The sequence below is a fragment of the Pseudorhodoferax sp. Leaf274 genome (assembly GCF_001422445.1).
GTDB lineage: Bacteria > Pseudomonadota > Gammaproteobacteria > Burkholderiales > Burkholderiaceae_C > Pseudorhodoferax.
In genome coordinates, this window is the sequence record NZ_LMNA01000012.1 from 164,563 (window position 1) to 183,769 (window position 19,207).

General features: G+C 65.4%; 17 protein-coding genes. 12 read left to right on the forward strand and 5 right to left on the reverse strand.

Annotated features, from left to right (window positions below; genetic code table 11):
• The first annotated feature begins 82 nt into the window (after positions 1-82).
• Positions 83-541 (forward strand): CBS domain-containing protein, encoded by a 459-nt coding sequence (locus tag ASF44_RS14840; protein WP_056899998.1) that lies wholly within the window; start codon positions 83-85, stop codon positions 539-541.
• Between the two features lie 33 nt (positions 542-574).
• Here ASF44_RS14840 and ASF44_RS14845 read toward each other — a convergent pair whose 3' ends face one another.
• A complete protein-coding gene (locus ASF44_RS14845) occupies positions 575-1,792 on the reverse strand; it encodes a polyhydroxyalkanoate depolymerase (RefSeq protein ID WP_056899999.1) in 1,218 nt (405 codons plus the stop codon).
• Between the two features lie 138 nt (positions 1,793-1,930).
• Between ASF44_RS14845 and ASF44_RS14850 the strand changes: the two genes are divergently transcribed.
• Positions 1,931-2,590 carry a glutathione S-transferase gene (locus tag ASF44_RS14850; protein ID WP_056900000.1) on the forward strand — a complete coding sequence of 220 codons (660 nt, stop codon included), beginning with the start codon at positions 1,931-1,933 and terminating at the stop codon, positions 2,588-2,590.
• A 27-nt stretch (positions 2,591-2,617) separates the two neighbouring features.
• On the opposite strand, the gene ASF44_RS14855 is transcribed toward ASF44_RS14850, so the two are convergent.
• On the reverse strand, positions 2,618-3,040 hold the full coding sequence (locus tag ASF44_RS14855; RefSeq protein ID WP_056900001.1) for a cupin domain-containing protein: 423 nt from the start codon (positions 3,038-3,040) through the stop codon (positions 2,618-2,620).
• A 117-nt stretch (positions 3,041-3,157) separates the two neighbouring features.
• Here ASF44_RS14855 and aroC point away from each other — a divergent pair, with 117 nt between their 5' ends.
• A complete protein-coding gene (gene aroC / locus ASF44_RS14860; protein ID WP_056900002.1) occupies positions 3,158-4,252 on the forward strand; it encodes a chorismate synthase in 1,095 nt (364 codons plus the stop codon).
• 120 nt (positions 4,253-4,372) lie between these two features.
• Positions 4,373-5,932 carry a DEAD/DEAH box helicase gene (locus ASF44_RS14865; RefSeq protein WP_056900003.1) on the forward strand — a complete coding sequence of 520 codons (1,560 nt, stop codon included), beginning with the start codon at positions 4,373-4,375 and terminating at the stop codon, positions 5,930-5,932.
• A gap of 6 nt (positions 5,933-5,938) precedes the next feature.
• Here the strand turns inward: ASF44_RS14865 and ASF44_RS14870 are convergent, their stop codons facing one another.
• A complete protein-coding gene (locus ASF44_RS14870; protein WP_056900004.1) occupies positions 5,939-6,781 on the reverse strand; it encodes a symmetrical bis(5'-nucleosyl)-tetraphosphatase in 843 nt (280 codons plus the stop codon).
• Positions 6,782-6,856: 75 nt separating this feature from the next.
• Between ASF44_RS14870 and ASF44_RS14875 the strand changes: the two genes are divergently transcribed.
• Positions 6,857-7,345, forward strand: coding sequence for a hypothetical protein (locus ASF44_RS14875; protein ID WP_056900005.1), 489 nt, complete (start codon positions 6,857-6,859; stop codon positions 7,343-7,345).
• On the forward strand, positions 7,345-8,661 hold the full coding sequence (locus ASF44_RS14880) for a hemolysin family protein (RefSeq protein ID WP_056900006.1): 1,317 nt from the start codon (positions 7,345-7,347) through the stop codon (positions 8,659-8,661). Before ASF44_RS14875 ends, ASF44_RS14880 begins: the two co-directional genes overlap by 1 nt.
• Before the next feature lie 33 nt (positions 8,662-8,694).
• Here ASF44_RS14880 and purM read toward each other — a convergent pair whose 3' ends face one another.
• Complete coding sequence (gene purM / locus ASF44_RS14885) at positions 8,695-9,747, reverse strand: phosphoribosylformylglycinamidine cyclo-ligase (protein WP_056900007.1); 1,053 nt, start codon at positions 9,745-9,747, stop codon at positions 8,695-8,697.
• A 99-nt stretch (positions 9,748-9,846) separates the two neighbouring features.
• Between purM and hda the strand changes: the two genes are divergently transcribed.
• From hda to ASF44_RS14910, 6 genes are all read left to right on the forward strand, one after another.
• Positions 9,847-10,521, forward strand: a complete 675-nt coding sequence (gene hda, locus ASF44_RS14890) for a DnaA regulatory inactivator Hda (RefSeq protein ID WP_056900008.1) — start codon at positions 9,847-9,849, stop codon at positions 10,519-10,521.
• Complete coding sequence (locus ASF44_RS14895) at positions 10,518-11,207, forward strand: HAD family phosphatase (protein ID WP_056900009.1); 690 nt, start codon at positions 10,518-10,520, stop codon at positions 11,205-11,207. Before hda ends, ASF44_RS14895 begins: the two co-directional genes overlap by 4 nt.
• Positions 11,204-12,769 (forward strand): polynucleotide adenylyltransferase PcnB, encoded by a 1,566-nt coding sequence (pcnB, locus tag ASF44_RS14900; protein WP_056900010.1) that lies wholly within the window; start codon positions 11,204-11,206, stop codon positions 12,767-12,769. The genes ASF44_RS14895 and pcnB overlap by 4 nt, the downstream gene beginning before the upstream one ends.
• Positions 12,766-13,293, forward strand: coding sequence for a 2-amino-4-hydroxy-6-hydroxymethyldihydropteridine diphosphokinase (folK, locus tag ASF44_RS31060; RefSeq protein ID WP_082524780.1), 528 nt, complete (start codon positions 12,766-12,768; stop codon positions 13,291-13,293). The genes pcnB and folK overlap by 4 nt, the downstream gene beginning before the upstream one ends.
• A gap of 89 nt (positions 13,294-13,382) precedes the next feature.
• On the forward strand, positions 13,383-15,464 hold the full coding sequence (locus ASF44_RS31065) for an SUMF1/EgtB/PvdO family nonheme iron enzyme (protein ID WP_162243812.1): 2,082 nt from the start codon (positions 13,383-13,385) through the stop codon (positions 15,462-15,464).
• A 362-nt stretch (positions 15,465-15,826) separates the two neighbouring features.
• Positions 15,827-17,827 carry an acyltransferase family protein gene (locus tag ASF44_RS14910; protein ID WP_056900012.1) on the forward strand — a complete coding sequence of 667 codons (2,001 nt, stop codon included), beginning with the start codon at positions 15,827-15,829 and terminating at the stop codon, positions 17,825-17,827.
• Positions 17,828-17,946: 119 nt separating this feature from the next.
• Here ASF44_RS14910 and ASF44_RS31070 read toward each other — a convergent pair whose 3' ends face one another.
• Positions 17,947-19,125 (reverse strand): glycosyltransferase family 4 protein, encoded by a 1,179-nt coding sequence (locus ASF44_RS31070; protein WP_082524782.1) that lies wholly within the window; start codon positions 19,123-19,125, stop codon positions 17,947-17,949.
• Between the last annotated feature and the right edge of the window lie 82 nt (positions 19,126-19,207).

Below are 19,207 nucleotides of genomic sequence, written 5' to 3' on the forward strand. Positions count from 1 at the left end.
GGGGGAACGGGTCAGTTTCGGGATGATTGTGGGCTATATTCCCTTGACAGTTCCGCGTCGCGGACGATCAACAGGAGGCCCCATGAAAGTCAGCGACATTCTGCGCGTCAAAGGCAACACGCTCTACACCGTCACGCCCGACGAGGAACTGGCCGAGGCCGTGGCCATCATGTCCGAGAAGGACATCGGCTCGCTGGTCGTCATGCACCATGGCGACCTGGTCGGCATGCTGACCTTCCGCGAGGTGATCCAGACCGTCGTGAAGAACGGCGGCGCGCTCGGTTCGACGCTGGTGCGCTCGGCCATGGACGATGCGCCGCTGACCTGCACGGCCGAGACCGAACTGGACGAGGTGCGCCGCATGATGCTGGAGCGCCACGCGCGCTACATGCCCGTGATGGACAAGCGCATGCTGATGGGCGTGATCAGCTTCTACGATGTCGCCAAGGCCGTCGTGGACAGCCAGAACTTCGAGAACAAGATGCTCAAGGCCTACATCCGCGACTGGCCGGGCGGCGAGGAAGAAGACGGCAAGGGCTGAGCGCCTTCCACGCGGCCCCGCCGGCCGCGTGCCTCACTGCATTGCGTAGACCATGTCCCGCACGCGCGGGTAGATCTCCTGGTTCCAGCGCCGGCCGCTGAACACGCCGTAGTGGCCCACGCCGGTCTGCACGTGGTGGGTCTTGCGGTAGGGCCGCACATTGGCGCACATGTCCTGCGCGGCGAGGGTCTGGCCGACCGAGCAGATGTCGTCGCGCTCGCCTTCCACCGTCATCAGCGCGGTGCGGCGGATGGCCTTGGGGTCGACGGTGCGGCCGCGGAAGGTCAGCTTGCCCAGCGGCAGGTCGTAGGTCTGGAACACCTTCTCCACCGTCTCCAGGTAGAACTCGGCCGGCAGGTCGTTGACGGCCAGGTATTCGTCGTAGAACACGCGGATGGTCTCGGCCTTCTCGGTCTCGCCCTCGAGCAGGTACTTGTACATGTCCTTGTACTGCTGCTTGTGCCGCTCCAGGTTCATGCTCATGAAGGCCGTGAGCTGCACGAAGCCGGGGTAGACGCGGCGCATGAAGCCGGCATGCGGCAGCGGCACGTGGCTGATGAGGTTCTGCTCGAACCATTCGATGGGCTTGCTCGTGGCCAGCTCGTTCACGCCGCTGGGGTTCACGCGGCAGTCCACCGGGCCGGCCATCAGCGTCAGGCTGGCGGGCTGGGCCGGGTGGTCGTCCTCGGCCATGATGGCCGTGGCCGCCAGCGCGGCCACGCAGGGCTGGCACACCGCCATCACGTGCGTGCCCGGGCCCAGCGCGGCGATGAAGTCGATCATGTAGGCGATGTAGTCGTCCAGCCCGAAGCCCCCGTGCTGGAGGCCGACGTCGCGCGCGTTGTGCCAGTCGGTGATGTAGACGTCGTGGTCGCGCAGCAGCGTGCGCGCGGTGTCGCGCAGCAGCGTGGAGAAATGGCCCGACAGCGGCGCCACGAGCAGCATGCGCGGCTGGGACGGCGTGTGCGGCAGCAGTTCGCGCTTGAAGTGCAGCAGGCTGCCGAACGGCTTCTTGAGCGTGACTTCCTCGGTGACGGGCACGGCCACGCCCTCGACGATGGCCTGGTCGATGCCGTAAGCGGGCCGGCTGTGCGTGAGCCGCATGCGCGAGAACACCGTGCTCGCGGCCGACCACGCGCGCAGCGGGCTGCGGTCGGTGTCGTTGAACCACAGCGAACTCCCCAGCGATTGGGCCAGCATCCGCATCGGCGACATGAGGTCTGACTGGAGCTGGTAGGCCTGGTACAGCATGCAATGTCTCGTGGGAGTGGGGTGTGCGGCCTGACAGGCAATTTGCGGGCCATGCGCGGGCGCCGCGCGGATCGTCCACAAGGCGCAGGGCGCGTTGGCACAGCGCTTGCTGGATACCGCCACACTGGAGGCGATCCCATGGCGACCAAGGCGGTATTGACGATCAGCAGCAAGAACTACGGAGCCTGGGCCTTGCGCGGCTGGCTGATGGCCAGGCTGGCGGGCCTGGAGTTCAACGAGAACGTGGTCTCGCCCGACGACCCGGCCATGAAGGCCGAGATGCTGCTGCTGTCGTCCTCCATGCGCGTGCCTTCGCTGCAGAACGGCAAGGTCCATGTGTGGGACACGCTGGCCATCGGCGAATACCTCAACGAGCTCAAGCCCAAGGCCGGCCTGCTGCCGGCCGACCAGGCGGCGCGCGCGCACTGCCGCGCGATCTGCGGCGAGATGCATTCGGGCTTCTCGGCGATGCGCTCTTCGCTGCCGATGAACATCAAGGCGCACTTCCCGGGCTTCAAGATCTGGTCGCGCGCGCAGGCCGACGTGGACCGCATCCTGGAGATCTGGACCGAATGCCTGCAGGCCTATGGCGGCCCCTACCTGTTCGGCGACAAGCCCTGCATCGCCGACGCGATGTACGCGCCGGTCGTCACGCGCTTCCTGACCTACGACGTGCCGCTGCCGCCGGCCTGCGTGGACTACTGCAAGCAGATCATGGCTCTGCCTGCGATGAAGGAGTGGGTCGCCGAGGCCGGCAAGGAGCCCGAGGAGATCGACGAACTCGACGCGGAGTTTTGACGGCGGCGGCCGGCGCCGCCGCTGCGCTCACTTCCAGGGCGTGGGCGCGGGCACTTCGCAGACCGGCTCCACGTCCACCGACTTGAAGTCGGCCGGCGAGACGATCTCCAGGTATTCCATGTCGGGCGAGTAGTCGAACAGGTAGTGGCGGATGCCGGGGCGCTGGTGCACCACGTCGCCGGCCTCGACCAGGGTTTCCTTGTCTTCGTACATGAACCGGGCCCAGCCCTTGACCATGATGACGATCTGGAAGTCCGCTTCATGGCGGTGCCAGCCGGTGCCCGTTTCTGGTGCCATGTTGGCCTTCACCAGGTGCGCGATCACTTTTCCGTGCGTGGCCTCGGCGATGCCCAGGTCGCGGTACAGGAAGAAGTCGCGCAATCCGCCGCTGACATATTGCGTGTCGCCTTCCTTGACGTGGGAGAACTTGGTGCTCGTGCGGTCCAACATGGCTTGCCTTTCGCTGTGAGGGGGTTCCGCACCATCGGTGGGTGCACTGCATGCGAAGCATGAACCGTTCCCAGGCTGTGGACCGGCCGGGCGCATGGGCTCGTCGATAATCGGGCCATGAGCGGCAACACCTTCGGCACACTTTTCGCAGTCACCAACTTCGGGGAATCTCACGGCCCGGCCATCGGCTGCGTGATCGATGGCTGCCCGCCCGGCATGGAGCTGGCAGAGGCCGACATCCAGGTCGAGCTGGACCGCCGCCGCCCCGGCACCAGCCGCCACGTGACGCAGCGCGCCGAGGCCGACCAGGTCGAGATCCTGTCCGGTGTCTACGAAGGCCGCACCACGGGCACGCCCATCGCGCTGTTGATCCGCAATACCGACCAGCGCAGCAAGGACTACAGCGCCATCGCGCAGAGCTTCCGGCCCGGCCATGCCGACTACACCTACTGGCACAAGTTCGGCATCCGCGACCCGCGGGGCGGCGGCCGCTCCTCGGCCCGGCTGACGGCGCCCACGGTGGCGGCCGGCGCGGTGGCCAGGAAGTGGCTGCGCGAGCGCTATGGCGTGCAGTTCCGCGGCTGCATGACGCAGGTGGGCGAGATCGCGATCCCGTTCGAGGGCTGGGAGCATGTGCCGAACAACCCGTTCTTCGCGCCGGTGGCCGACGTCTCGCAGCTGGAGGCCTACATGGACCAGCTGCGCAAGGCCGGCGACTCGTGCGGCGCGCGCGTGCGCGTGACAGCCTCGGGCATGCCGGTGGGCTTGGGCGAGCCGCTGTTCGACAAGCTCGACGCCGACATCGCCTTCGCGATGATGGGCCTCAACGCGGTCAAGGGCGTGGAGATCGGCGCGGGCTTCGCCAGCGTGGCGCAGCGCGGCAGCACGCACGGCGATTCGCTGTCGCCGCAGGGCTTCTTGTCCAACAATGCCGGCGGCGTGCTGGGCGGCATCAGCACCGGGCAGGACCTGGACGTGGCCATCGCGATCAAGCCGACCAGCTCCATCATCACGCCGCGCGAGTCCATCGACACGGCTGGCCAGAGCGTGGAAGTGGTGACCAAGGGCCGGCACGACCCCTGCGTGGGCATCCGTGCCACGCCCATCGTCGAGGCGCTGCTGGCGCTGGTGGTGATGGAGCATGCGCTGCGCCAGCGCGCCCAGTGCGGCGACGTGCGCCAGGCCGTCGGGCCGATTCCCGCGAGCGCCTGAACACGGCCTGAAACTGCACCTGTCACAGGGTTTTGACCCCCTTGCGCGATAATTGCGGTCCGGCCCCACCCTGGCGGGCCGGCCTGCTATCTGTTTGGTAGCGCTTCAACCCTGGACTTGATGACCGACTCCGCAACCGCTCCCGAAGCAGGCTCCACCCCCGCCGAAACCGCAGCACCGACCGCTTCCTTCTCTCAGCTGAACCTCGCCGAGCCGCTTTCGCGTGCCGTGGCCGAGATGGGCTACAGCAGCATGACGCCGATCCAGGCGCAGGCCATTCCGGTGGTGCTGACGGGCCGCGACGTGATGGGCGCCGCCCAGACCGGCACCGGCAAGACCGCCGCCTTCTCGCTGCCGCTGCTGCAGCGCATGCTGCGCCACGAGAACGCCTCCACATCGCCTGCGCGCCACCCCGTGCGCGCCCTCGTGCTGCTGCCCACGCGTGAACTGGCCGACCAGGTGGCGCAGCAGATCAAGCTGTACGCCAAGTACACCCAGCTGCGCAGCACGGTGGTGTTCGGCGGCATCGACATGAAGCCGCAGACGGCCGAACTCAAGAAGGGCGTGGAGGTCCTGGTGGCCACGCCGGGCCGCCTGCTCGACCACATCGAGGCCAAGAACGCGGTGCTGAACCAGGTCGAGTACGTGGTGCTCGACGAGGCCGACCGCATGCTGGACATCGGCTTCCTGCCCGACCTGCAGCGCATCCTGTCGTACCTGCCCAAGCAGCGCACCACGCTGCTGTTCTCGGCCACGTTCTCGCCCGAGATCAAGCGCCTGGCCGGCAGCTACCTGCAGGACCCCACCACCATCGAGGTGGCGCGTTCGAACGCCACGGCCTCGACCGTGGAGCAGCATTTCTACAGCGTGGGCGACGACAACAAGCGCCGTGCGCTGCACCAGATCCTGCGCAAGCGCCAGTTGCGCCAGGCCTTCGTGTTCGTCAACAGCAAGCTGGGCTGCGCCCGGCTGGCCCGCGCGCTGGAGCGCGAGGGACTCAAGACCAACGCATTGCACGGCGACCGCAGCCAGGACGAGCGCCTGAAGGCACTGGACGCATTCAAGAAGGGCGAGGTCGACCTGCTGGTCTGCACCGACGTGGCCGCCCGCGGGCTGGACATCAAGGACGTGCCGGCGGTGTTCAACTTCGACATCCCCTTCAACGCCGAAGACTACGTGCACCGCATCGGCCGCACCGGCCGGGCCGGCGCCTCGGGCCTGGCGGTCAGCTTCGCCGGCGGCGGCAACGATGCGCGGCTGGTGGCCGAGATCGAGAAGCTGATCAAGACCAAGATCGAGATCGAGGCCTTCGAGTACGACGAGGACATGCCGCGCATCCGCGAGCAAGGCCGCTTCAACGAAGGCCGCCGTGCCTGGGGTGGCGACGACCCGCGCGACGTGATGGACGGCCCGCGCGGCCGGCCCGAGCCCCGCGAACCCCGTGAGCCGCGCGAACGCGCACCGCGCCGTTCGGCCTCCGTGGCGCAGGATCCGTTCTTCAACCAGCCCTACGAGGCGAATGCACCCGCTTCCGGCGCGCCGGGGTGGGAGAGCAAGCGCGAGACCGTGCGCAGCGGCGTCTCGGCCAACATCAAGCCCAAGCGCAAGCTGGCCGCGCTGTTCAAGGCGCCGGCACCCGCGCCGGCCGCCGCACCCCAGCCGGAAACCTCGGCCGGCTGATCGGGCTCAGCCCGGTTCCTGCGCCTGCGGGCAGTCGACCTGCACCAGCGCCTGCCGCGCAGCACGAGCGTCCACGCGCAGCGCACTGAGCGGGCCGCCCCACACGCAGCCCGTGTCCAGGCAATAGAGGTCGTCGCGGTCCAGCCAGCCCAGCGTGGACCAGTGGCCGAAGGCCACCGCCACCTCGGCCGTGCGCCGGCCCGGCACCTCGAACCAGGGCATGAAGCCGGCGGGCGCTGCGCCCACCCCCTCCTTGGTCTCGAACTCCATCTGGCCGTCGGCGCTGCAAAAGCGCAGCCGCGTCAGCGCGTTGATGACCACGCGCAGGCGCTCGTTGCCGGCCAGGCCGTCGTCCCAGCGGTCGGGCTGGTTGCCGTACATCTCGTGCAGGAAGTCGCCGATGTGCGGGCCGCGCAGCACCGACTGCAGTTCGGCCGCGAGTTCGGCCGTGCGTGCGGCGGTCCATTGCGGCAGCACGCCGGCATGCACCATCAACAGTTCGCGGCCGGCCACGGTCTCGTGGATCGCCAGAGGCTGGCAGCGCAGCCAGTCCAGCAGCGCGGCGCGGTCGGGCGCGGCCAGCACCGCGTCCAGCGTGTCGCGCTTGTGCGGCCGGCGCACGCCCCAGGCGCAGGCCAGGAGGTGCATGTCGTGGTTGCCCAGCAGGCAGCGCGCGCTGCCGTCCAGGGCCATCAGGCGGCGCAGCACCTGTGCCGACGCCGGGCCACGGTTGACCAGGTCGCCCAGCAGGTAGACGGTGTCGCGGCTGGGTGAGAAATCGATGGCCTGCAGCAGCCGGCCCAACGGCTCGTCGCAGCCCTGCACATCCCCGATCAGATAAGACGCCATGTGTACTCCGTCAACGACGCGCGACTCTACACGGCGCCGGATGCTGTAGATTGCACGGCAATCAGGGAGGAAGCCATGGATTCGAATTTCGGTGACGGAGAACTGAGTGGCATCGACCGCTCGGAGTTGCAGATGGCCTATGGCGCCTGCGTCGCCGACATCGAACTCTTCACGCGCCAGCAGTGGTGGGCCGGGGCCTATGCGCTGGTGATCTATGCCTTGCTGCTGGCGGGCGTGCACCAGCTGGTCGAGCCCGGCGTCGAGGGCGGCCTGCGGCACTGGGTGCTGGTGGCGATCACCTGGACGATCTGCCTGTACGGCTTGCTCGCGATCAAGCGCATGCAGATCTCCATCGTGGTGGGTCGGCGCCGGCTGGACCGCGTGCGCGCGCACTTCGGTCGCCCGTTCCAGGAGATCTGGACGATCGCCCGGCCGCGCGAGGACATCCACCGCATGCTGTACGGCGTGATGGTGCTGGGCGCCGTGCTGGTGACCTGGATGGCGCTGGACAAGGCCTTCAGCATGGGCCTGCCGCCGCTGCACGCGCCCACGCCGCTGCCCTGATGGACTTCCTGCTGATCGCGCTGTTGACCGCGCTCAACGGCGTGTTCGCCATGTCGGAGATGGCGCTGGCCACCAGCCGCAAGGCGCGCCTGGTGGCCATGGCCGAAAGCGGCGACAAGGGCGCGGCTGCCGCGCTGGCACTGCTGGCCAATCCCACGCGCTTCCTGTCGTCGGTGCAGGTCGGCATCACGCTGATCGGCATGCTCAACGGCATCCTGGGCGAGGCTGCGTTCAGCAGCGCCGTCGCCCAGTGGCTGGAGGCGCTGGGCCTGGGCCCCGGCGTGGCCGATGTCGTGGCCACGGCACTGGTGGTCACGGCCATCACCTTCGTGACCATCGTGTTCGGTGAACTGGTGCCCAAGCGCATCGCCCAGCTGCATCCCGAGAAGGTGGCGCACCTGGTCAGCCGGCCGATGACCTGGGTGGCCATGGTGGCCAAGCCCTTCGTGCGGCTGCTGTCGCTGAGCACGCAGGGTGTGCTGGCCGCGCTGCGCGTGGACACCGCCGGCAACCGCGCCGTGACCGAGGAAGAGATCGACGCGAGCCTGGAGGAGGGCGTGGACGCCGGCGTGATCGAGGCGCACGAGCACCGCATGGTGCGCAACCTGTTCCATCTGGACGAGCGGCCGCTGACCTCCATCATGGTGCCGCGCGACGACATCGGCTGGCTCGATGCCGGCCTGCCGGTGCTCGATGCGCTGCGCCAGGCGGGAGGCGAATCCGAGCATGCCGGCCATTCCTGGTATCCGGTGTGCCGCGGGTCTCTGGAAGACGTGGTCGGCATCGTCAGCGTGGCGCGCCTGCTGGCGCTGGCCGGACAGGACCGCGGGGCGCTGATCGGCGCGCATGCGCTGCCCGCCACCTTCGTGCCAGAGACGCTGTCGGGCCTGGAGCTGCTGGAGCAGTTCCGCGCACGCGCCGGGCGCATGGTGTTCGTGGTCGACGAATACGGCGTGGTGCAGGGCGTGCTGACGCCGCGCGACCTGCTGGAGGCCATCACCGGCGAGTTGCAGCCCGAGACCCAGACCGATGCCTGGGCCACCGCGCGCGGCGATGGTTCCTGGCTGCTAGACGGGCTGATGCCGGTCGGCGAGCTCAAGTCGCGCCTGGACATCGAGGCGCTGCCCGAGGAAGACCGCGGCCGCTACAACACCGTGGCCGGCCTGCTCATGGCCGTCTCGGGCCGCCTGCCGGCCACCGGCGAACGCATCGAGTGCGCGGGTTGGGTGTTCGAGGTGCTGGACCTGGACGGCCGGCGCATCGACAAGGTGCTGGCGCAGCCGCTGCGTGCGGACGAGGGCAGCGCGGGCGGCTGAGGCGGCCGCGGCCAGGCCGGGCCTGGCTGCAGATCAGGCCACGCGGACGGCCGCGCCGTCACCGCGCGCGGCGATGGCGCCGATGGTGTAGACCGTCTCGCCCGCTGCGCGCAGCGTGGCCGCCGTGGCCTCGGCCTCGGCGGCCGCCACCACGACCACCATGCCGATGCCGTTGTTGAAGGTGCGGTTCATCTCGATGTCGTCGATGCCGGCGGTGGCCTGCAGCCATGCGAACAGCTCGGTCTGCGGCCAGCTGCCGGCCTTGAGTTCCGCGGCCAGACCTTCGGGCAGCACGCGCGGAATGTTCTCGAGCAGGCCGCCGCCGGTGATGTGGGCCAGGGCCTTGATCGGGTGCTGGGCCAGCGCGGCCAGCACGTTCTTGACGTAAAGGCGGGTGGGCTCCATCACGGCCTGCCGGAAGGGCTTGCCGTCCAGCGTGGCCGGCACGCTGCCTGCGGCTTCGGCGCGTTCGATGCACTTGCGCACCAGGCTGAAACCGTTGGAGTGCACGCCGGCCGAGGCCAGGCCCAGCACCACGTCGCCGGCGACCACGTCCTGGCCCGTCAGGATCTTGCTTTTTTCCACCGCGCCGACGGCGAAGCCGGCCAGGTCGTACTCACCGGGCGGGTACATGCCGGGCATCTCGGCGGTCTCGCCGCCGATCAGCGCGCAACCCGACAGCTCGCAGCCCCGCGCGATGCCGCCGACCACGGCCGCTGCGGTGTCGACATCCAGCTTGCCGCAGGCGAAGTAGTCCAGGAAGAACAGCGGCTCGGCGCCCTGGACCAGCACGTCGTTGACGCTCATGGCCACCAGGTCGATGCCCACGGTGTCGTGCATGTTCCATTCGAACGCCAGGCGCAGCTTGGTGCCCACGCCGTCCGTGCCCGAGACCAGCACGGGCTCCTTGTAGCGCTTGGGCACCTCGAACAGCGCACCGAAACCGCCGATGCCGGCCAGCACGCCCTCGCGCATGGTCTTCCTGGCCAGCGGTTTGATGCGCTCGACCAGGGCGTCGCCGGCGTCGATGTCGACACCGGCATCCTTGTAGGACAGCGGGGTGGGGGAGGCGGGGGTGTTGCTCATGGGGGCAGGGTGCCTGCGACGGCACAGAGGGTAAGCAGGGAGACTAAAATCCGCGCGAATTCTACGGGGGCTCCCCCCGCTACCCGCTCCATCCCCCTGATGCAACAGTTGGCCCTCGACATCGGTCTGGCTTCCGGCCCCACGCTGGCGAACTTCTTCGCCGGACCGAACGAGGCTGCGCTGCAGCACCTGCAGCTGTGGGCCGGCAGCCCCACGCGCTCGCCCGTCCCCACCTACCTGTGGGGACCCGCGGGTGGCGGCAAGACCCACCTGCTGGAGGCCGTGCGGGCCTCCCTGCGCGAGCAGGGCGGCAAGGTCGGCTGGCTCGACCCCAGCGTGGCCGAGCCGCCCGAGTTCGACGAGGACTGGGCCGCCGTGCTGCTTGACGACGTGCAGCACTACTCGGCCGTGCAGCAGCACGCGGCCTTCAACTGGTTCGTCAACGCCCAGGGCCTGCAGCGCTGGGTGCTGGGCGCCGGCACGCTGCCGCCGGCCGACCTGCCGCTGCGCGACGACCTGCGCTCGCGCCTGGGCTGGGGCCACGTGTTCCAGCTGCAACTGCTGTCCGAGGCCGAACGCCGCGCCGTGCTGCGCCAGCAGGCCGACGCGCGCGGCATCTTCCTGTCCGACGAGGTGATGGACTTCATGCTGCGGCGTTTCAGCCGCGACCTGGCCAGCCTGGTCCAGCTGCTGGACCACCTGGACGGCTACGCGCTGCAGACCCAGCGCGCCATCACCATTCCGCTGATCAAGTCCATGCTGGAGCACACTTGAACCTGGCCCTCTTCGATCTGGACCACACGCTGCTGCAGATCGATTCCGACCACGCCTGGGGCGTCCACACCACCCGCATCGGCTGGACCGACCCCGAGGCCTTCGCCCGCCGCAACGACGCGTTCTACGCGCACTACAAGGCCGGCACGCTGGACATCCACGACTACGTGCGCTTTGCCACCGACGCCGTGCGCGAACGCGGCCCCGTGGCGGCTGCCGCCGCGCATGCCGATTTCATGCGCGAGATGGTGCTGCCAGCGCTGCTGCCGGCGGCGCGCGAGCTGGTCGCGCAGCACCGTGCGCGTGGCGACACGCTGCTGCTGGTCACGGCGACCAACGAATTCGTCACCGCGCCCATCGCCCAGGCCCTGGGCATCGAGCACCTGATCGCCGTGCAGCTGGAGCGCGCTCCGTTGCCCGACGGCAGCGGCGACTGGATCACCGGCGCCATCCGCGGCGTGCCCTCGGCGCGCGAAGGCAAGGTCACGCGCATGCAGGCCTGGCTCGCCGAGCGCGGGCTGGACTGGGACCGCGTGCACTGCACTTTCTACTCCGACTCCATCAACGATCTGCCGCTCCTGGAGAAGGTGCAGGTTCCGGTGGCCACCAATCCCGACGACCGCTTGCGGGCGGTCGCGCAGGCGCGCGGCTGGCGCATCCTGGACCTGTTCGAAAAACTCACATGATCAAGAAATTCATCGACAAGCTGCTGGGCAAGAGCGCTCCCACCACCCGCGCCCGCCCCAAGTTCGGCAAGCGCCAGGAGATCGCGGCCGAGGTCCACAAGATCGACGTCAACCTGGTGGACGAACGTGCCGCCAACGTCGTCAACACGCTGCAGCAGGCCGGTTACGAGGCCTACATCGTCGGCGGCGCCGTGCGCGACCTGCTGGTGGGCCTCAAGCCCAAGGACTTCGACGTGGCCACCAACGCCACGCCCGAGCAGGTCAAGGCGCTGTTCCGCCGCGCCTTCATCATCGGCCGGCGCTTTCGCATCGTGCACGTGGTCTACGGCCGCGGCCGCGAGCACGAGGTCATCGAGGTCTCCACTTTCCGCGCCTACCTGGACAACGCCGCCGCCGAGCAGGTGGCGGGCAACGAGCGCACCAGCAAGAGCGAGCTGGCGGGCATGCAGCATGCCGTGGATGCCACGGGCCGCGTGCTGCGCGACAACGTCTGGGGCCCGCAGGAGGAGGACGCTGCACGGCGCGACTTCAGCATCAACGCGATGTACTACGACCCCAGGCGCCAGATCGTTGTGGACTACCACGATGGCCTCAAGGACGTGCAGAACCGCAGCATCCGCATGATCGGCGACGCCGCCACGCGCTACCGCGAAGACCCGGTGCGCATCATCCGCGCGGTGCGCTTCGCGGCCAAGCTGGGTGCCCTGGGCTTCACGATCGACCCCAAGACCGCCGCACCGCTGGTCAAGTCGCAGCAACTGCTGGCCGACGTGCCGCAGAGCCGCCTGTTCGACGAAATGCTCAAGCTGCTGCAGACGGGGCATTCCATCGCCACCATCGGCAAGCTCAAGGAACTGGGCCTGGCGACCGGCATCTACCCGCTGCTCGACCTTGTGGTCGAACGCGCGGACCAGCCCTTCGTGCGTGCCGCGCTGCAGGACACCGACCGCCGCGTCGGCGAGGGCAAGCCAGTGGCGCCCAGCTTCCTGCTGGCCTGCGTGCTGTGGGCCGACGTGCGCGACGGCTGGAAGAACCGCATCGAGCACAAGCGCCAGCCGCCCTTTCCGGCGCTGCAGGACGCCATCGAGGACGTGTTCAGCGCGCGCATCGGCGACGTCTCCGGCCGCGGCAAGCTGGCCGGCGACATGCGCGAGACCTGGACCATGCAGCCGCGCTTCGACAAGCGCACCGGCAGCGCGCCCTGGAGCCTGATCGAACAGCCCCGATTCCGCGCCGCGTTCGACTTCATGCGCCTGCGCGCCGACGTCGGCGAGATCGACGAGGCGCTGGCCGAGTGGTGGCAGGAGTTCAGCCAGGCGAGCGACGAGCGCCGGGAAGACCTGCTGGAGCAGGCGCGGGAAGAGTCGGGCAAGGCGCGCGTGCGTGTGGTGAAGGGCACCCGGCGCGATGCCGCCGAGCCCGTGGCAGAGGGCGAACCCGCCGAGGCCGTGGCGTCGGCCGACGGCATGGCCGCTGCGCCCAAGAAGCGCCGTCGCCGCCGCAAGCCCTCCGGCGAGCGGACAGTGCCCGCCGGCCCCGTCGGCCAGGACGACGGCGCTTGATCCAGGTGGCGCCGGTCGCCGCCTTCATCGGCCTGGGCGGCAACCTGGGCGACGCGCGTGCCACGCTCGCCGCGGCGCTGCTGGCCTTAGATGGGCTGCCGGAGACACGACTGGTGCGCCACTCATCCCTCTACCGCACAAAGCCTGTGGATGCCGGTGGGCCCGACTACCTCAATGCCGTCGCCGAACTGGCCACCGAACTGCCCCCCCATCAACTGCTGGCCCATCTGCAGGCGCTGGAGTTGCAGGCAGGCCGTGAACGCCCTTACCGGAACGCACCGCGTACGCTGGATCTGGATGTGCTGCTCTATGGCGCGGTGGTCATGGACACACCCAGCCTCCAGGTGCCGCATCCGCGCCTGTGGGAACGCGCTTTTGCGCTCTTGCCGCTGTCGGAAATTGCGCCGATGCGTGTGCCGGCGGCGGCATTGGCCGCGGTGGCAGGGCAGGGCGTGGAGCGGCTTGTTGGTGCGCCGTGGAGCACCTGCGGAGAAGCTCAATGCGGTGCGGAATGCCAAAGATGATTTCAAGATGGGCTGACTTCAGCCAAATCGAGGCCGGGAACCGCTTCGGATATCAGGTGCTGAGGTCGGCGCACGTGGCCTCCTTCCTCATGTACGCACTGATCGGCGCTTTGGTCCTGGCGCCAAGCGCAGGTTTTGGCGAGACACTGGCAAACCACGTACCGGATTTCGTTACCGTTCCAGCGCTGCGTGCAGACCAGGTCGCCGGGGCGCCCGACGCCTGTCCGCTTCCGACGGCAGCTGTCCAGATCGGAAAGTACGAGGTCACCAATATCGAGTACGCCGCATTCTTGAACGCTGTCGCTCGCACGGGAGATCCCCGTGCGCTGTTCAGCCAGCTTCAAGAGGATCACTTCTGGGGCGGGATCGTTCGAGAGGCGGGTGGGGGCGGTTACACCTACAAGGTCAAACCGGGCTATGGAAATCTGCCAGTGACATTCGTATCGGCCCACGATGCGATGAGGTTCGCCAACTGGCTGCACTACGGCCGGCCCTCCACGGGTACCTCGGAATTGGGCACGACCGAGGGAACATCAAGCTCGGGCGCTTACGACACGCGTGCCCTGAGCGACGCCTCCAGCGGTCCGGCGCGCAACGCGGCTGCCCGGTACTTTCTGCCGACATGCGGAGAGTGGATGACGGCCGGATTCTTCGATCCTCGGACCCGCGCATTCACGGAGTATTCCGGTGGAAACGATGCACCGGCCAGTGGCAGCGCGGACATGAGCGGCCACTCGGCCAACTATTACGCGGGGCAATGGGCCATCCCATTCCCTCACCTTGCCCGCGTGAACGCCTACGAGAACAACCAAAGCGCGCTCGGAACGCGCAACCAGGCCGGTAACGTGATGGAGTGGGTCGAGGGTCCACTGGGACATCATCAGATGGCACTTGGGGGGTCGCTCTTTCTGCCTAGGGACACCCTTTCCAAGGGTTATCGGGATTCCGAGCTGAGCAGCAAAAAGCTCAGTTCGTTCGGCTTTCGCATTGCCAGGGCTTCCGGCACCCAGGAGTCCCTCCCGTTTTCAGCACCGGTAACTGTGACAGCGGCTGTGGCAGGCTCCAGTTCTTCGCCTTCCACAGGGCGCGGCGCGAATGTCGATTGGACGCTGATCGACAAGCCGGGCAACACGTCGGATCTGAGGACCGGCTACGGGTGTGTTGCCAAGCGCTACGAGATGGCCCGAACTGAGGTGACGAATGTCCAGTACGTCGCTTTCCTGAACGCTGTTGCTGCGGGCGGTGACCCGTATCGCTTATATCTGGAGGACATGGCCACTGGAGCCGTGGGCGGCATCGTGCGCCGCGTCGATGGCGAACGGGCCTCCTACCAGGTCAAGCCAGGGTATGAAGACAGGCCCGCCGCCTATCTGTCTTGGTTTGCCTTGGCACGGATGGCCAATTGGTACCACTTTGGGCAGCCCAATGGAATGCAGGTGGCCGGTGTCACGGAGGGAGACTACACCCTCGGCGCCTACGACACCAGAGGCTTCGCGTCGTTCGAGCAAGCCGGCCGCAAGCACACGGTTGCAGCGACGTTGTTCGAGCGCAATCCGGATGCCAAGTACTTCTTGCCGAGCAACGATGAGTGGTACAAGGCCGCGTACTACGACCCGGAGCGCCCTGGACTGCGCAAGTACTGGAGTTATCCGAATCGAAACGACACGCCGCCTGGCAGTGCACCCGATTCCAACGGCGCGAACTACCAAGTGAAAAGTCTGGGTGAGGGTGGTCCTTATTACGTCAGCACGGCTGGCCGCTTTGCAAGCCGGGGCTACTACGACCTGCTGGACATGGGAGGCAATCTCTGGGAATGGCTTGAAACATGGAGAGGTCTCGGCGGACAGCAAGGTTGGCGCCGCGACATCCCCACCAAGGGCCTGCGCGGCGGCTCTTTTAACTACATCGATATTGGTCTCTCGTTCAACAACATCGACCCTGGTTATCCATCCGACCATTATTTTGTGTATGGCGGACGTCTCGCGCGCGCGGCGCAGTCCGAATCAACTGACGTCGGCTGGTGTTTGCCCCCTGCGGCACGGGAGCGTTTGGCCGGGACGCTTCAATTCGCCCGAAAGCCCCGCATCGCGGCAGCGCTTGCAATTTTGCTTGTGGCTGTAACCATCTGCATCGTCTTTTGGGGTCGACGTCGCTCGAAACTGCCAAGGTGATAGTCGACAAAGCAAGAGCTGCAATAGAACCGGGGCGGGTGAAGGTGGCTGTCGCCTCGGTCAAGCTAAGGGGTGGCGCAAGCTCACCAAGCCGATGCCTTGATGGTGGTGATCCACGTTGCATCAATGCACGAGGCTTGTCGCTCAGTCCTGTGTCCAGTCTTCCGGTGCGGGTACGGGTGAGCGTTTCCTGCCACGTTCCTGTAGAAGAATGGCAATAGACCGCCAGCGGTAGTCAACAGTGTCGAGCGATCAAGGCAACTGCTGCAATCCTTCGTCCCGAAGTTGCCCATGCAACAATCCCGCACGCTGGTCGCCGTGCCGCAAAGCACTCACACTGCCAATCTTCCATTTTTCCACCCATGCAGTTCAGAAGTGATCTCAATGCCTTGAGGGCGTTGGCAGTGACGCTCGTCGTGCTGTTCCACTACCAAATCCCTGGATTTCAGAGCGGCTTCATCGGGGTGGATGTGTTCTTCGTGATTTCCGGTTATCTGATGACGAAGATCGTCTGGACCGCATTGAACAAGAAATCCTTCAGTTACCTGCAGTTCGTTGCGGCACGGGCTGCACGCATCTGGCCTGCCTTGGCATTCTTGATCCTCGCTCTATTCGCCATATTGGCGTTCTTGCTACCGCCGGTCGACTACCTCGACTATGCGGAACAGGCTCGGGCGGCGAGCTTGTTCTACAGTAACCATTACTTTGGCAACGCCGGGGGATACTTCACATCTACCGTAGACGAGCGCTGGCTATTGCACACTTGGTCGCTGTCCGTCGAATGGCAGTTCTACTTGATTTACCCGGTCTACTTGTGGTTCTTGCATGGGCTGAGCTGCCACGTCAGGCTACTGCAGCGCTGGGCACCGCAGCAGCTGCTTGTAGCAGGCATCCTCGCCCTGGTGCTGGTTTCGCTTGCCCTATCGGTCTATGTCACACCGCTCAGGCCAACCAGCGCTTTCTACAAGCTACCTTCCCGCGCGTGGGAGATGGCCGCTGGCGGATTGCTGCTGGCATTTGAGCCCCAACTACAGCAACGCTTGCATGGCAAACGACCACTTCTTTACATCGTTGCGGCGTGCATTCTGGTCTTCTCCATCGTGGCAGGAGCCTACGGGCATTGGGAGTCGAGATGGCCTGGAGCGCTGGCCCTCTGGCCAGTAGTGGCCGCGCTGCTGTTTCTTGCAGCCCACAACGATACGTCGGCAGCGGAACCTAGATGGCTGAAGATGCCGGGCATTCAATCTGTCGGGCTCTGGTCCTATTCCATCTATCTTTGGCATTGGCCATTCGTTGTTGGGTTGAACTTTCTCGATGTCCCGGAGGCATACAAATGGCCAGCCAAAATCGCGGCGATGGCGCTCTCTTTAGCGCTTGGAATGGCGTCGTTTCACTGCATCGAGAAACGTTTTGCCCTGCGCTCGAAAACATGGAAGGCTCTTCTCCAGCCTTCGACTGTCTTTGCAATTGCGGCACTGGCGGCTGCGGTCGGAGTCTCAGCCCTGATGGTGCGCTCCAGTGGCTGGGATAGCCGCGTTCGAACGGACAGGAATTTCTTCGAGGCGCATGCTGCCGCCCTCAAAGCAAGCTACTTCCCCAGCGAGTGCCATAACTTCAAGACGCCCATCGAACGGTTGAATATCTGCTCCGTCAATCCCGACGCACAAGGACCAAGAACTCTTGTATTCGGGGATTCGCATGCACAGCATTTGTACCCTTGGTTCAAACAGCACGCAACGACACGGGTCGACTTCGTGACGGCATCGGGCTGCCAACTGTTCAAGGGCTACAACAAGAAGGAGCCAGGCCACTACTGCGACAAAGTCGCAGACATGGTTCAAGAGAAGGCTTTGGATCCGGCGTATGCCACCGTGATTGTCGCAGGCAACTACGGGTACAACCCCAGCGCAATGGCGGCCGTGTTCTGCCTTGTCAAGAATGGTGTCTGTGATGAGGATTTGCCGACGGAACCTTCCGCGCTGATCTCTGTCAACGTGGATGCTTTCCAACATATTCTCGATGCAGGCAAGCAATTGGTGTTGCTGGAGCAGATGCCCATTGCGCCGTTTAACGTGCCCAAGAACGCCATGCGCCACAAGTTTATTGGCGCTGACGTGCCAGCAACTTATGAGCAAGCACGTCTGCCATTCCCAGGCGCAACAAGCTACATTGCACAGGTTTATGCCCGACTCGAGGGGCACGGCCATCTCGCCATGGTAGATCTACGCGACGGCTTCTGCGAAGGCACGACCTGCGCCATCTACGATCAGGCCATAGCAGGTCCAACCTTGATCGACCACAGCCATCTGAATCCGGACTGGCTGGTTCGCAAGGGGGAGGCGTTTCGGGCGTTTGTGCGGTGACGGCGTCGGGCAACCTGTCAATCGGAAACCGTTGCCATTTCCGCGACTGACGTTTTTGCCTTCTTGTTGGCCGTGGTAGGGATCCTTGCGCAACGCAGCAGTGTCTTGCTGAGGAAAAATTATCCAGGATTATCAGAAATGATATCTGGAAAATTGACCAAGTCTGCAGAAGCTGATTTAGCTCTTTCAAAAATATCCGAGTAATTCGGCGTTTTTATTCCAGTTCGGGTCTTCATCCAGCGTTCGATCAGTTGGGCCATCTCACTCGGGTCATCCGTTGCCGTGATCGAATCGCCTACGTGGTTGCTAAACTTCGTTGAAATAATTGGAATTCCAAGCTGCATCGCTTCGATCAGCTTGATTTGAAATCCAGATCCATGCCTTGTGGGGTTCAAGAAGAGCGACGCGTTCCGCATGAGGCTCTCATATTCAGTGCGTGCCAGCAGACCCGCATACTCGAGATTGCTGAAGCGTGAAGCGAGGTTCTTCAGGTAGCCATCTTGATCCCGCCCCGTCAGGACGAAGGAAATTTGCGGATCCACTTTGGGCATGACTTCTGCGAAAAACCAGTCCAGCGACAGTACATTCGGCTGCCACGTGGCGTTGGTTGGCATGATCACATATCGCTTGCCAACCACAGCAGAGTGAATGTCGCTGGAGGGCTTCCGAAAGGCCGGAGGAATTACAGAAATACGGAGATTTGGCGCAAGGGATCGCAGGGCATCTGCATCCTTTTCTGTAAAGCAAGCCACGGCATCGGCTTCTTTCAAAATCCGTTGTTCGTGCCGCTCCATTCGGCGCGCTTCGCCCCGCAACCGCCCCATCAGGGTCTGCGGCTTGGCATAGTCAACGATCAGCGATTCGACATTGTGGGCGAGATAAATGCGCTTGAAGTCTCGGCATTCCGCCCACACGAGCGTGCTCGGAATGTTGTCAAAGAGAACGACATCGGCTTGCGCGCGCTCAAGGTATTCTTCAATCTGACGGGCGACTTGGCGTCGTTCAAACTTCCTGTAGAACCATGGTCCGCGCTGAAAATTTCGTTCGAGAAAAAAGCGTAAACGCTCCATTGGACGCTTCTTGGCAGCGGGACGGCTGAGTGGCCAGCACGGCGTCTCTATCGAGCCTGCGAGAGACATCGGTCCCAGGTTATCCCAATCGATAAATGCAACGCTCAAGTCGCATAAGTCCTGAAGAAGCTTGGCTCTATCCACGCCGATCACGCCTCCCCCCGAACTGACGCTGCTTGGTGGCTCACTCAGGATCAGAAGTGCCCTTTTTTTTTGCTGCAATACCATGGTTTGTAGTCAGGCGTCAGGTTTTTAAGCGGCAGGAATGTGGTAGATGATCATTTTTTCTTTGACGGTGCGCTTGATGATC

Bases quoted from the DNA above. Each gene is read 5' to 3' on its own strand.
- ASF44_RS14840 (WP_056899998.1), top strand. From the start codon at position 83: ATGAAAGTCAGCGACATTCTGCGCGTCAAAGGCAACACGCTCTACACC.
- ASF44_RS14845 (WP_056899999.1), bottom strand. From the start codon at position 1,792: ATGCTGTACCAGGCCTACCAGCTCCAGTCAGACCTCATGTCGCCGATG.
- ASF44_RS14850 (WP_056900000.1), top strand. From the start codon at position 1,931: ATGGCGACCAAGGCGGTATTGACGATCAGCAGCAAGAACTACGGAGCC.
- ASF44_RS14855 (WP_056900001.1), bottom strand. From the start codon at position 3,040: ATGTTGGACCGCACGAGCACCAAGTTCTCCCACGTCAAGGAAGGCGAC.
- aroC (WP_056900002.1), top strand. From the start codon at position 3,158: ATGAGCGGCAACACCTTCGGCACACTTTTCGCAGTCACCAACTTCGGG.
- ASF44_RS14865 (WP_056900003.1), top strand. From the start codon at position 4,373: ATGACCGACTCCGCAACCGCTCCCGAAGCAGGCTCCACCCCCGCCGAA.
- ASF44_RS14870 (WP_056900004.1), bottom strand. From the start codon at position 6,781: ATGGCGTCTTATCTGATCGGGGATGTGCAGGGCTGCGACGAGCCGTTG.
- ASF44_RS14875 (WP_056900005.1), top strand. From the start codon at position 6,857: ATGGATTCGAATTTCGGTGACGGAGAACTGAGTGGCATCGACCGCTCG.
- ASF44_RS14880 (WP_056900006.1), top strand. From the start codon at position 7,345: ATGGACTTCCTGCTGATCGCGCTGTTGACCGCGCTCAACGGCGTGTTC.
- purM (WP_056900007.1), bottom strand. From the start codon at position 9,747: ATGAGCAACACCCCCGCCTCCCCCACCCCGCTGTCCTACAAGGATGCC.
- hda (WP_056900008.1), top strand. From the start codon at position 9,847: ATGCAACAGTTGGCCCTCGACATCGGTCTGGCTTCCGGCCCCACGCTG.
- pcnB (WP_056900010.1), top strand. From the start codon at position 11,204: ATGATCAAGAAATTCATCGACAAGCTGCTGGGCAAGAGCGCTCCCACC.
- ASF44_RS31065 (WP_162243812.1), top strand. From the start codon at position 13,383: ATGTACGCACTGATCGGCGCTTTGGTCCTGGCGCCAAGCGCAGGTTTT.
- ASF44_RS14910 (WP_056900012.1), top strand. From the start codon at position 15,827: ATGCAGTTCAGAAGTGATCTCAATGCCTTGAGGGCGTTGGCAGTGACG.
- ASF44_RS31070 (WP_082524782.1), bottom strand. From the start codon at position 19,125: ATGGTATTGCAGCAAAAAAAAAGGGCACTTCTGATCCTGAGTGAGCCA.